The organism is uncultured Acetatifactor sp. (assembly GCF_948601915.1).
Classification (GTDB): Bacteria; Bacillota; Clostridia; order Lachnospirales; family Lachnospiraceae; genus Acetatifactor.
In genome coordinates this window covers 1-12,546 of the sequence record NZ_CAPDXS010000151.1, presented here as the reverse complement: position 1 = coordinate 12,546, position 12,546 = coordinate 1, and the positions used below count along the sequence as shown (strand labels likewise).

Annotated in this window: 10 protein-coding genes; 2 read left to right on the top strand and 8 right to left on the bottom strand. The window is 57.3% G+C overall.

Translation table 11 applies throughout. The features are described from left to right. On the bottom strand, positions 1–1,072 hold a 1,072-nt coding region (locus tag Q2B33_RS20105), incomplete at its 3' end, for a PEP/pyruvate-binding domain-containing protein (protein WP_300823058.1). A gap of 357 nt (positions 1,073–1,429) precedes the next feature. Between Q2B33_RS20105 and Q2B33_RS20100 the strand changes: the two genes are divergently transcribed. After that, the gene (locus Q2B33_RS20100; RefSeq protein ID WP_300573411.1) at positions 1,430–3,067 is read left to right on the top strand and encodes an ABC-F family ATP-binding cassette domain-containing protein; all 1,638 of its coding nucleotides are present in this window, start codon (positions 1,430–1,432) and stop codon (positions 3,065–3,067) included. Positions 3,068–3,135: 68 nt separating this feature from the next. Beyond that, positions 3,136–4,224, top strand: a complete 1,089-nt coding sequence (locus Q2B33_RS20095; protein WP_300573414.1) for a PHP domain-containing protein — start codon at positions 3,136–3,138, stop codon at positions 4,222–4,224. Positions 4,225–4,257: 33 nt separating this feature from the next. Here Q2B33_RS20095 and Q2B33_RS20090 read toward each other — a convergent pair whose 3' ends face one another. The 7 genes from Q2B33_RS20090 to pheA all read right to left on the bottom strand — a co-directional run bounded on the left by Q2B33_RS20090 (position 4,258) and on the right by pheA (position 12,376). Next, positions 4,258–4,521, bottom strand: a complete 264-nt coding sequence (locus Q2B33_RS20090; RefSeq protein WP_296460459.1) for a glyoxalase — start codon at positions 4,519–4,521, stop codon at positions 4,258–4,260. A gap of 161 nt (positions 4,522–4,682) precedes the next feature. Next, the gene (locus tag Q2B33_RS20085; protein ID WP_300573420.1) at positions 4,683–5,345 is read right to left on the bottom strand and encodes an HAD family hydrolase; all 663 of its coding nucleotides are present in this window, start codon (positions 5,343–5,345) and stop codon (positions 4,683–4,685) included. After that, entirely contained in the window at positions 5,333–5,971 is a 639-nt protein-coding gene (locus Q2B33_RS20080) for a nucleoside triphosphate pyrophosphatase (RefSeq protein ID WP_300573423.1), read from the bottom strand. Before Q2B33_RS20080 ends, Q2B33_RS20085 begins: the two co-directional genes overlap by 13 nt. 45 nt (positions 5,972–6,016) lie before the next feature. After that, complete coding sequence (locus tag Q2B33_RS20075; RefSeq protein WP_300573440.1) at positions 6,017–8,176, bottom strand: RNA degradosome polyphosphate kinase; 2,160 nt, start codon at positions 8,174–8,176, stop codon at positions 6,017–6,019. A gap of 33 nt (positions 8,177–8,209) precedes the next feature. Beyond that, positions 8,210–9,748, bottom strand: a complete 1,539-nt coding sequence (locus tag Q2B33_RS20070) for an HD domain-containing protein (RefSeq protein ID WP_300573426.1) — start codon at positions 9,746–9,748, stop codon at positions 8,210–8,212. A gap of 21 nt (positions 9,749–9,769) precedes the next feature. After that, the gene (locus tag Q2B33_RS20065) at positions 9,770–11,188 is read right to left on the bottom strand and encodes an ATP-binding protein (RefSeq protein WP_300784674.1); all 1,419 of its coding nucleotides are present in this window, start codon (positions 11,186–11,188) and stop codon (positions 9,770–9,772) included. Between the two features lie 63 nt (positions 11,189–11,251). Next, positions 11,252–12,376, bottom strand: coding sequence for a prephenate dehydratase (gene pheA, locus Q2B33_RS20060; RefSeq protein WP_300573432.1), 1,125 nt, complete (start codon positions 12,374–12,376; stop codon positions 11,252–11,254). Positions 12,377–12,546: the final 170 nt, after the last annotated feature.

Genomic DNA, 12,546 nt, shown 5'->3' with positions numbered 1-12,546 from the left:
GCATGCCCTCGTCCACCAGGTCGCAGGCAATCTTCAGGGCAGCCTGGGCCGTCCTCTTGCCGTTCCTGGTCTGGAGCATGTACAGCTTGCCGTGCTCCACGGTGAACTCCATGTCCTGCATATCCCTGTAATGGTTCTCCAGGGTCTTGCAGACATCCTTGAACTGCTCAAAAGCCTCGGGGAACTTGTCCGCCATCTCGGTAATCTTCATAGGGGTGCGGACGCCTGCCACCACGTCCTCGCCTTGTGCGTTGGTCAGGAACTCGCCGAACAGGCCCTTCTCGCCGGTAGCCGGATCGCGGGTGAACGCAACGCCGGTGCCGCAGTCATCGCCCATGTTTCCGAAGGCCATGGACTGCACGTTTACGGCAGTGCCCCAGGAATAAGGGATGTCGTTGTCGCGGCGGTATACATTGGCGCGGGGGTTGTCCCAGGAACGGAACACGGCCTTAATAGCGCCCATGAGCTGCTCTTTAGGATCGTCCGGGAAAGCGCTGCCGATTTTACCCTTGTACTCGGCCTTGAACTGTCCCGCCAGCTCCTTCAGGTCGTCAGCGGTGAGCTCTACATCCTGCTTCACGCCCTTCTTCTCCTTCATGGCGTCGATGAGCTGCTCGAAGTACTTCTTGCCCACCTCCATGACCACATCGGAGTACATCTGGATGAACCTTCTGTAGCAGTCCCATGCCCAGCGGGGATTGCCGGATTTCTCGGCGATGACGTTCACAACGTCCTCGTTCAGGCCCAGGTTCAGGATGGTATCCATCATGCCGGGCATGGAAGCCCTTGCGCCGGAACGGACGGACACCAGCAGGGGATTCTCCTTGTCGCCGAACTTTTTGCCGGTAATCTCCTCCATCTTGACGATGTATTCATTGATCTGGCCCTGAATCTCATCGTTGATTTCTCTTCCGTCCTCGTAATATTGTGTACAGGCCTCCGTGGTAATCGTAAAGCCCTGCGGCACCGGAAGGCCCAGCCCTGTCATCTCGGCCAGGTTCGCGCCCTTGCCGCCCAGAAGCTCACGCATGTCGGCATTGCCTTCCGTGAACAAGTACACCCATTTTCTCATCGCAATCTCTCCCTTTCTTAATTGGTTTTAGACAGTCAAAAAAATCTGGCTGTCTCCTGACAAAAAATCATAAAGCTAGTCTGTCTTTTTTTATTTTAACAATTCGTCAATGGAATAGCAAGCCAAAATATGCCTAATTTGGACATATCCGGTAATTTCGTGCAATCTGTCCATCTGCCCTATTCCGCCTGCGGCAACTTGCACAAACGGACATCTTCTGACGGACAAGTGAATATCAAGCTTGCCGTGCTGTCGATTTCCCTTGATTAATCAGGCGTTTTGTGTATAATGATAAGGGTAAGAAAAACCTGCGTTCTTTTAAAATAAGAAGCTAATTTCAGGAAATGAGGATTTAAAATGATCAGTGTAAACAATGTAACCTTGCGGATCGGCAAAAAAGCATTATTCGAGGATGTGAACATCAAATTTACGGAGGGCAACTGCTACGGCGTCATCGGCGCCAACGGCGCGGGGAAGTCCACTTTCCTGCGGATTCTCTCCGGCGACCTGGAGACCACCAGCGGAACCATCGTCATCACCCCCGGCCAGCGCCTCTCCGTGCTGGAGCAGGACCACTTCAAATACGACGATTATTCCGTCATGGATACGGTCATCATGGGCAACGCCCGCCTGTATGAGATCATGAAGGAGAAGGATGCCATCTATGCCAAGGAGGATTTCTCCGATGAGGACGGCATCCGGGTCAGCGACCTGGAGGCGGAGTTCGCGGAGATGGACGGCTGGGAGGCGGAGTCCAATGCCGCCATGCTGCTCAACGGCCTGGGGATAGACACGGATTTCCACTACACCACCATGAAGGATCTGGACGGCAGCCTGAAGGTGAAGGTGCTGCTGGCCAAGGCCCTGTTCGGCAATCCGGACATCCTGCTCCTGGACGAGCCCACCAACCACCTGGACCTGGACGCCATCGCCTGGCTGGAGGACTTCCTGATCGACTTCGAGAATACGGTCATCGTGGTGTCCCATGACCGGTATTTCCTGAACAAGGTGTGCACCCACACCGCAGACATCGACTACAACAAGATACAGCTCTACGCCGGCAACTACGACTTCTGGTACGAGTCCAGCCAGCTGCTGGTGCGCCAGATGAAGGAGGCCAACAAGAAGAAGGAGGAGAAGATCAAGGAGCTGCAGGAATTCATCTCCCGCTTCTCCGCCAACGCCTCCAAGTCCAAGCAGGCTACCTCCAGAAAGCGCGCCCTGGAGAAGATCGAGCTGGACGATATCAGGCCCTCCAGCCGCAAATACCCCTATATCGACTTCCGCCCCGACAGGGAGATCGGCAACGAGGTGCTCACGGTGGAGCATCTGTCCAAGACCGTCAACGGGGAAAAGGTGCTGGACGACATCTCCTTCGTGGCAGGGCATGACGACAAGATTGCCTTCGTAGGCGGCCAGGAGCTGGCCAAGACCACCCTGTTCCAGATCCTCATGGGCGAGCTGGAGCCGGACGAGGGGCATTATAAATGGGGCGTGACCACCTCCCAGGCCTATTTCCCCAAGGACAGCACAGCGGAATTCGACAACGACCTGACCATCGCGGAATGGCTCACGGGCTACTCTCCCGTGAAGGACGTGACCTATGTGCGGGGCTTCCTGGGCCGGATGCTCTTCGCAGGGGAGGACGGGGTGAAAAAGGTGAAGGTGCTCTCCGGCGGCGAGAAGGTGCGCTGTCTGCTGTCCAAGATGATGATCAGCGGGGCCAACTGCCTGGTGCTGGACGAGCCCACCAACCATCTGGACATGGAGTCCATCACCTCCCTGAACAACGGCCTGATCAAGTTCCCCGGGGTGGCCCTGTTCTCCTGCCATGACCATCAGTTCGTCCAGACCACGGCCAACCGCATCATTGAGCTGCTGCCCGACGGACATATGATCGACAAGATCACTACCTACGACGAGTATCTGGCCAACGATGAGATGGCCAGGAAGCGCACAGTCTTCACCGCCCAGAAGGAAGAGGGCGATAATTAAGTTCACGCGCCGCCCCGGCGAGATCCAGGGTGCGCATGGCCCATCAGGCAGAAAGGCAGTGGAATCCCATGCTTGCAGTAGACTTACACGTACATTCCAACCGTTCCGATGGAAGCTTCTCCCCCGCACAGCTGGTGGATTACGCCCGTGAAAAAGGGCTGGCGGCCTTCGCCCTCACGGACCACGATACCATTGACGGGCTGGACGAGGCGCTTCAATACGCGGAGCGCCTGGCGGCCGGGCAGGCGGACAGCATCGCCGCAGCCCAGGCGGAGCATTCCCCCGGGGCTGCGGCAGGGAAGGGCCGGGGCGCGGATGGCTCCCCCTGTGCAAAGGACAGACAGGCCGTCGCAGGAACGGCGGATACGGACGGGGCTTTTGGAGCCATGTCCCCCAGCCGGCCTCCACAGGACATAAAGGGCCCCGCAGAGGGATATGCCGACCGGGGGCTTGTCCCCGAGGTCATCCCGGGCATCGAGTTCTCCACGGAATACCGGGGACAGGACGTGCATGTCCTGGGCCTGTACATCGATTACCGCAATCCCGCCTTTGTCCAAAAGCTACGGGACTTCGTGGACTCCCGCACCACCAGGAACCGGAAGATGTGCCGCCTCCTGACAGAGGCCGGGATGCCTGTCACCTATGAGGAGTTGACGGCCATGTTCCCGGACGCGGTCATCACCAGGGCCCACTATGCCAGATACATGCTGGAGCAGGGCTATGTGAAGAACATGTCCGAGGCCTTCGACCGCTATATCGGCGATGGCTGCCCCTGTTTCCTCCCCCGGGAAAAGGTGACCCCCGTGGACGCGGTGAAGCTGGTCCTGTCCGCCGGGGGCATCCCCATCCTGGCCCATCCCGTGCTCTACAACATGAGCGACGGGGAGCTGGACGTCCTCACCGCCTGTCTGAAGGAGGCCGGGCTGATCGGTCTGGAGGCGGTCTACAGCACCTACACTGCCGCCGACGAGCGCCGGATGCGGGGGCTGGCGAAAAAATACGGGCTGGCGGTCAGCGGCGGCAGCGATTTCCACGGCGCCAACAAGCCAGGGCTGGATCTGGGCACAGGCTATGGGGGCCTGTACGTCCCCGCCTGCCTGCTGGAGGATCTGAAACGGATTCGGAGAGAGAAAGACAAAAAAGAGGCTGTCCCCTAAAGACAGCCCCTTTTCGTCCCCAATCTACGCTCTTCAGCCTTCCACTATCAGATATCTGCCATCGCCGATGTCGAACACTTCGTCCGCGTCCAGAATCTCCTCGTCCATGACGCCTTCCGTATCAATGCCTTCCTCCTCGAAGTACTCGATCACTTCTTCGACGGAATCGACTACCACAGCCATGCAGTCTTCCAGAAAATCTTCCGCCTCCTCCAGCGTCCCTGCCACCTTTTCGGGGAAGAGCTGTAGCTGGTTTTCCAAAAAGCACTCCAATACGTCATCGTCAAATTGCTGCATTTTTTTCCCTCCTATGAATTAATGAAGATCTTATCCACATGATAATACGATCGGGTGTCTCTGTCAATATTTTCTATAATTCCTATGATTTTTCCAAAATATTACCAAAAATACGCCCTGAAATTCTCTGTTTTGTATAAGTTTTCGACATACGGGACTCTTTAAGTGAACCGGAGCAGCTCCAGCGGGTACTCAATGACGGCATCCGCCCCGCCCTCCTCCAGCTCCGCCCTGTCCCGGAACCCCCAGAGAGCGCCTACGGTAAAGGCTCCCGCGCCTTTCCCTGTCTTCATGTCCGTGGCAGTGTCCCCCAGATAGAGCAGATCCTCCGCCCCCAGGCCTATCTGCCCCAGAATCCGGAACACGCCCTCCGGGCTGGGCTTGATTGCCATGCCTTCCCTCTGGCCTTCTATCACGTCGAAATATCCCGCGCCGAACAGCGTCTCTATGACATTGACCGTCTCCGCGTGGGGCTTGTTGGACAGAACTGCTATCTTCACATGCTGGGCCTTCAGGGCGGCCAGCAGCTCCGGTATGCCGTCATAGGGGCGCACGCGGTACATGCAGTTCTCCCGGAATATCTCTCTGTACAGGGCATAAGCCTCCTCGAAATGAATCAGCTCCGTATCCCCTCCGGCGCTCAGCGCCCGCCTGACCAGATTCGCCGCGCCGTCCCCCACGAAATACTTATACTGTTCCTCGGAAAAGGGACCGTATCCGAATCTCTCCATCGTCCTGTCGCCGCTGTATTTTATGCTGTGGATAGAGTCGGAAAGCGTCCCGTCTAAATCAAAAATCACTGCCTTTTTCATCATCTCAGCCATTCCTTTGCCTCCTGGTAAAGCCTGCCCACCGGCAGCCCTACTACATTATTGTAATCTCCCGTGATGCCCTTCACGTATCTGGCAAACATTCCCTGGATGCCATAAGCCCCCGCCTTGTCCATACAGTCGCCGGTGGCCACATAAAAGGCAATCTCCTCCTCCGCCAGGGAGAAGAACGCCACATCCGTCCTCTCGTGGAAAATCTTGCGCTGCAGGGCGCCGCTGTCCACGGAACCCTCTGTGGACACGGACGGCCCCGGGACATCCCGGGAGCCCGCGCTGCCGGGACGGTACAGAAGCGCCACGCCGGTATACACGCCGTGGTTTCTCCCCGACAGCCGCCGCAGCATCTCCGCGGCCTCCTGAGGGCTGCCAGGCTTTCCCAGAATCTGCCCGTCCAGCGCCACCACCGTATCTGCGCCGATCACCAGCACGTCCTCCGCGCTGTCCCCAATGGCCCCAAGCACAGCCTCCGCCTTCCGGGCCGACAGCTCCTCCACCACCTGCTCCGGCAGCATGGCGCCCACTTTTTCCTCCACCTCGCTGACTATCACCTCAAAGTCCAGCCCGATCTGCGAAAGCAGTTCTCTCCTGCGGGGTGAAGCCGATGCCAGTATGATTCTCATGATAACTCCTATCCGCCCGCTCCGGGGCATGCAAAACCCTTCCCATTATTCTCCATGACCGGTCTCCGGTATGAATGTCCTGGTCATCTGCTCTTCCTCTCTGTACATCCGTTTCGCCTCGGCCATGGCCTCCTCACAGAAAACCTCCTGGGAGCAGTACGCCTGCCGGCCCCTCTTGCTGGCCCTTGTGTAGGTGCCATCGGGCTTCAGCACGGATGCCTTGATATTGTCGGCCAGCTGGCTCTGCAGGATGTGGAGCAGCCTCTCCTTCAGCTCCGGCCGGTCCACCGGGAACAGGATCTCCACCCGGCGCTCCAGGTTCCTGGGCATCCAGTCCGCGCTGCCGCAGTAGATTTCATAGTTCTGGTCGTTCTCAAAATAAAATATTCTGCCGTGCTCCAGGAAATTCCCCACGATGGAGCGCACCGTGATATTCTCGCTGACCCCCTTGATGCCAGTCTTCAGACAGCAGATGCCCCGCACGATCAGGTCTATCTTCACCCCCGCCGCCGCAGCGCCGTACAGCGCCGCAATCACATCCTGGTCACAGAGGGAATTCATCTTGGCGATGATGCGGGCCAGCCTCCCTGCCTGGGCCGCCTTCTTCTCCCTGTCGATGAGATAGAGGAACCGGTTCTTCAGCCACAGCGGCGCCAGGGACAGCTTGTTCCACACCAGGGGCTCCGAGTAGCCGGACAGCATGTTGAAGACGGCCGTGGCATCCTCCCCGATAGCCTCGGAGCAGGTGAACAGCCCGATGTCCGTATATAGCTTGGCCGTGGCGTCATTGTAGTTCCCCGTGCCCAGATGCACATAGCGCCGGATGCCGTCCTCCTCCCGGCGCACCACCAGCGTGATCTTGCTGTGGGTCTTCAGCCCCACCAGCCCGTAGATGACATGGCATCCCGCCTTCTCCAGCATCCTGGCCCAGACGATATTGTTCTCCTCGTCGAAGCGGGCCTTCAGCTCCACCAGCACGGACACCTGCTTGCCGTTCTCCGCCGCCAGGGCCAGCGCCGCGATAATCGGGGAATTGCCGCTGACCCGGTACAGTGTCTGCTTGATGGCCAACACCTCCGGATCCTTGGCCGCCTGGCGGATGAACTCCACCACCGGCGCAAAGGTCTGGTAGGGATGGTGCAGGAGGATGTCCCCCTTGCGGATTTCGTCGAAGATCCTACAGCCCGGCGGCAGCTGGGGCACCGGCTGGGGCGTATACTTCGCAGCCTTCAGATGGTCAAAACCCTCCAGGCCGTACATCTTCATCAATACGGTCAGATCCAGGGGCCCGTCTATGACGTACAGATTGTCTTCCTCGATATGGAGCTCATCCTCCAGAATCCGCAGCAGCCTCCTGTCGCAGTGGGCCGCCACCTCCAGCCGAATGGCCTCGCCCCACTGGCGCTTCTTCAGCTGCTTCTCGATTTCCTTCAAAAGGTCTGCCGCCTCGTCCTCCTCGATGGTGAGGTCTGCATTGCGCATTATTCTAAACGGATAAGCGCACACAATGTCATAGTTCAGGAACAACTTATGCATGTTCCGCTCGATGATCTCCTCCAGGAAGATCACCTTGCGCATCTTCCCATCGGCGGGCAGCTCCACCACCCGGCTCAGGACGCTCGGCACCTGCACTGTGGCGAACTCCAGCTCCTCGCCTATCTCCTTCTTGCGCACCAGGGCGGCGATGTTCAGGGTCTTGTTCCGAATCAGCGGAAAAGGCCTGGAGGAGTCCACCGCCATGGGCGTCAGCACCGGATACACATTCTCCTCGAAATATTTGTCCACGAAGACCGTTTCCTTCTTCGTCAGGTCCTCATGCCTGCCCACAATCTGTAGGCCATTCTGTTTCAGCTTCGGCACCAGCGAACGGTTGTAGGTGGAGTACTGCAGCTCCACCAGTTGGTGAATCGCCACGCTCAAAAGCTCAAGCTGCCTCCCCGGCGTCAGCCCCGCTATGTCCGGCTTCTGGTACTTGGCGTGCACCATGTCCCGCAGGGAAGCCACCCGGATCATAAAGAATTCATCCAGGTTGGAGGCGGTGATGCTCAAGAACTTCAGCCGCTCAAACAAAAGCGTGGATTTGTCCCTGGCCTCGTTCAGCACCCTGTGGTTGAACAGAATCCAGCTCAGTTCCCTGTTCGTATAAAACTCTGGATTATAAAAATCGATTCCTCCTGCGGAATGCTCCTGTTCCATGGAACGCATATCTTCCATAACTATACACCCCCATAACCTGTATCAAAATATTTTTCTCTGCTTCAGAACCGGCTCCACGCTGAACACCTCTTCGAAGAATTCCGCATTGGCCTCCACGAAGCCCTTCTCCAGAACGATGTCCGCCTGGGTATCCACCGTGAGGATCAGCTGGCTGTCCTTAAACGTCGCCCGCAGACCTTTCAGCTTCTGCTTGTGGCTCCTGTCCAGGCAGCTTGCCAGGCGCAGGATGGCCGTCAGCTTCGCCACCACCAGAAAGGCCTCCCGCTCCAGGCTGCCGATTCGCTGCACGTCATAGACGAACCTGCTGTGGTTGAACCGCACCACATTCGCCACGATCTCCCTCTCCTGCTGGGACAGGCCGATGATCTCCGTCGCCATGATGATCTGATAGGAGGTCTCCCCCGTGTCCACCAGGCTGATGTATTTCCCGCAGTCATGGAGGATCGCCGCCAACCGTAGGCAGAGCCGTTCCCGCTTGCCCAGGCCGTGCACCCTCCTTAAGCTGTCGAAAATCGTGGTAGTGATATTGTCCAATGTCTCGGAGCGCTTCCTGCTCACCATGTACCGCTTGCTGATATTGAAAGCGCATGCGATGATATCCTCCTCAAAGTCATGCTCCCCCCGGAACATCCTTATTTTTTCCGCGTATTCATAGGCGATGCCGTCGCAGAGCGTCACCCCCGGCGTCCAGATCCGCTTCACCCCCATCAGCTCCGCGATGCACTTGATCAGGACGGCGCTGATGAACACCAGTGGAATCCTCTCTTGGGGGATGTCCATGGCGGTGGCGATCTTCACCGGGTTCTGGCTGCGCAGCACCTCGAAGACCCTGCCGAAGCTCTCCGCGTCCAGAACCGCCCTGGCGCTGTCGCCGCCGTTTTTCTTCACCGCCCAGGGCGAAAGATAGTCGTCCACGATAATCAGGTTCTGTATCCCCCTGTCCTTCAGATAAAGCTTCTCATATGTATCCAGCCTGGCCATGGCCATCTCATAGATGACTTCCTCCATCTGGGAGCCCTTTACATCGAATCGGTTCAGATAGTCCTGAATCCGCAGCACCCCCAGGCGCACGTTCTGGGTGGAGACCAGCGTGTCGTTGTCGAACAGCGACAGCTGGATGCTGCCCCCGCCTATGTCCAGAATGGCCGTCTTCTCCTCGATGATCTTCCGGAAGCTCTCGCCCTTGGATGCGACAGACTTGTAGTCCATGAACCGCTGTTCGGAATTGTTCAGAATCTCCACCTTGATCCCCGTGCGCTGGGCTATCCTGTCCTGCACGATGGTGGTGTTCTCCGTCTCACGGATGGCGCTGGTGCCGTAAGCCCTGTAGTTCTCCACCTTGTAGGCCTTCATGATGTCGGAGAAATCCTTCAGCGTCCGGCAGAGCTCATCCATCTTCTCGTTGCCGATCTTGCCCGTGGCGTAGGTATCGGAGCCCAGATCCAGGCGCTTGCTGACGCAGTCAATCTCCCGCATGTTATGTTTGCCGGAAAATTCGAATATCTTCAGCGTCAGCTCATAGCTGCCCACATCGATGGCAGCGAAAGTCCTGATGCCCATCCACAAATCACCTCCAAATTTTTATTTATTCCAGTTCCGCATCCCCAATATATAATCGATGAACTGCTGGGCCGTCCGGCCGGAGAGGCCTCCGTGGGACAGCTCCCATTTATTGGCCTCCGCCAGCAGCTCCTCCCGAGGCATTTCAATCCCGTGTCTGTCCGCCAGCGCCCCCACAATCTCCTGGAAGCGCCTCTTGTCCGGCGCGCCGAAATAGATGGTGACGCCGAAGCGGTACACTAAGGACAGCTTCTCCTGCACCGTGTCGCTGGTGTGCATGTCCTGGCGGATCTCCGGCAGATGTCCGTCCTCTGTCTTGTCGCCGTAGTTCTCCCGGATCAGATGGCGGCGGTTGGAGGTGGCGTAAATCAGCACGTTCTCCGGCTTCTTCTCCAGCCCGCCCTCAATCACTGCCTTTAGATATTTATATTCAATCTCGAAGTCCTCGAAGCTCAGATCATCCATGAAAATGATGAATTTATAGTTGCGGCCTTTTATCTGGCCGATGACCTCATTCAAGTCCTGGAACTGGTGCTTGTACACCTCTATGACCCGCAGCCCTCTGTGGTAATACTCGTTGGCGATGGCCTTGATGCAGGAGGATTTCCCCGTGCCCGCGTCGCCGAAGAGCAGACAGTTGTTGGCCTTCCTCCCGGAGACGAAGGCCTCCGTGTTGTCCCGCAGCTTCTTCTTCTGCTGCTCATAGCCCACCAGGTCGTCCAGCTTCACGTGGGCGATGTTCAGGATAGGCTCGATCCGCATGCCCCCGGACGCGCCGTTCCCCATCCCTGCCCGCTCCGGCCCGGGATGCCCCTCCGCCCCTGTATCCCCGCGCAGCGCTCCACGCGCGATGCGGAAGGATTTGTGCAGCCCGAACTTCCCCACCCCGTATTCCCGATAGAAATGGGTGAGGGTGTCCTTCATCTCCTCCGGCGAGCCGTCCCGGCAGAAGTCCTCTGCCAGCTCACAGATGCGGGCACAGATTCTGGTATTGTAGACCCTGCTCTCCAGGCTGCTGCTCTCGTATTCTTCAATCAGGGAAAATTCCGGCACATGGAGCCTGTGGCACATGGGCTGGAAATCATAGTCATAGAATTCCTTGAATATCATGATATCATGCAATACAGCACGGTTAATCGTCCCCTTGATTTCTCCCCGGATTTCGCAGCCCCGGCTGTAGCTGTTCTCATTGTTCACCATGAGGTTGGCCAGATAGCAGTGCCACAGGTTGCCGTGGAAGCCGTAAGTCCCCGCCAGCTCGATCAGCCTGTGGATACAGCCGTAAAACAGCTCCGTCACCGCTTCCACCGTGCAGGGCCTGCCTGACACGTAGTTTTCCCCCAGGCCCGCCTCCTCATAGTGATCCATGAGCCATGCCATGTCCCGCAGCAGCTCTCCCTCCTGAAATGTCCTGTATACGATCAGTTCCTTCTCTCTCATATGTCCTCTGCGCCTACTCCGGCCTGTCTGGCCGGAGCGCTGTCCTTTCCGTCCTTTCCTCTCCTAATAATTCCCCAGTATCTTCATGTTCCGCGCCTCTTCCCGAAGCCCCCGCAGGGCATTCTTCACAGCGCTGTCCGCCAGGTTCCCCTCGAAATCGATGAAGAAACGGTACTCCCAGTTCCTGTCCTCGATAGGCCGGCTCTCAATCTTGGTCATGTTCAGATGGTTGTAGATGAAATGGGACAGCATATGGTAGAGGGAGCCGCTCTCATGGGGCACCTCGAAACAGATTGCAATCTTCCCCGCATCCCTGCGGAATATCTTCTGGCCGCTGACGATGATGAATCTGGTGGAATTGGTGCCGGAGTGGTTCACCTTCCGCTGTAGCACCTCCAGCCCATAGACCGCGCCCGCATGCTCGCTGGCGATGGCCGCCTGGGACTTGTCCCCGTCATCCGCCACCTTTTTGGCCGCGAAAGCATTATTCTGCATGCTGATCTGCCGCCAGTCCTGGACGCTTAAGTACTTTGCGCTCTGCATCAGGGACTGGGGATGGGAGTACACCGTCCTGATGTCCTCTATCTTCGCCCCCGGCACCCCCAACAGGCAGTGCTCGATCTTGATGATCTGCTCCCCCACGATATAATTCTCATACTCCTGGAGCAGGTCATATATCTCGCTGACGATCCCTGCCGTGGAATTCTCGATGGGAAGCACAGCAAAGTCCGCGCTGCCCTCATCGATGGCATCCATGGCATCCCGGAAGCTGTCCACATGGAAGCTGTCGATGCCCTCCCCGAAATACTGCGTCATGGCCGCCTGGGAGTAGGCTCCCTCCGCCCCCTGGAACACCACCCTGGCCTTTCCCACATCCAGCGCGTCCACGCTGATGAACGGCAGCTTCTCCAGCCGCCCGTTCTCCATGAGAAGCCTATATTGGAGCTTCCTGCTCATGGACATAATCTGCTCGAACAGCTCCACCACGCAGAAGCCATTGAACTCATCGCTGGCCAGGGAGCGCACCTTCTCCAGCTTCTGGGCCTCCCTGCTCTTGTCCAGGACATTCTTCCCCGCGGCTATCTTGTACTCCGCCACCTGCCTGCAGATGTCCATGCGCTGCTCGAACAATTCCACCATCTGCGCGTCTATGGCATCGATGCGCTGTCTCAATTCTGTCAAATCCATATCTGCGACTCCTTTGTCTTAGGCTTTTTATCCTTTTTCTTTCTTAATTTCCATCTTATTTTCTATCTTATACCAAAACAATCTTGATAGCAAGCAAAAAGGGGTGTAAAATAAGAAACTATAAATGAGCAAATTTAAAAAATTGCACAATAAGCCTATGCCACCAAAGC

Coding starts and splice junctions, on each gene's coding strand:
- pheA (WP_300573432.1), bottom strand. CDS start 12,376: ATGGATTTGACAGAATTGAGACAGCGCATCGATGCCATAGACGCGCAG.
- Q2B33_RS20100 (WP_300573411.1), top strand. CDS start 1,430: ATGATCAGTGTAAACAATGTAACCTTGCGGATCGGCAAAAAAGCATTA.
- Q2B33_RS20080 (WP_300573423.1), bottom strand. CDS start 5,971: ATGAGAATCATACTGGCATCGGCTTCACCCCGCAGGAGAGAACTGCTT.
- Q2B33_RS20070 (WP_300573426.1), bottom strand. CDS start 9,748: ATGGGCATCAGGACTTTCGCTGCCATCGATGTGGGCAGCTATGAGCTG.
- Q2B33_RS20065 (WP_300784674.1), bottom strand. CDS start 11,188: ATGAGAGAGAAGGAACTGATCGTATACAGGACATTTCAGGAGGGAGAG.
- Q2B33_RS20085 (WP_300573420.1), bottom strand. CDS start 5,345: ATGGCTGAGATGATGAAAAAGGCAGTGATTTTTGATTTAGACGGGACG.
- Q2B33_RS20095 (WP_300573414.1), top strand. CDS start 3,136: ATGCTTGCAGTAGACTTACACGTACATTCCAACCGTTCCGATGGAAGC.
- Q2B33_RS20075 (WP_300573440.1), bottom strand. CDS start 8,176: ATGCGTTCCATGGAACAGGAGCATTCCGCAGGAGGAATCGATTTTTAT.
- Q2B33_RS20090 (WP_296460459.1), bottom strand. CDS start 4,521: ATGCAGCAATTTGACGATGACGTATTGGAGTGCTTTTTGGAAAACCAG.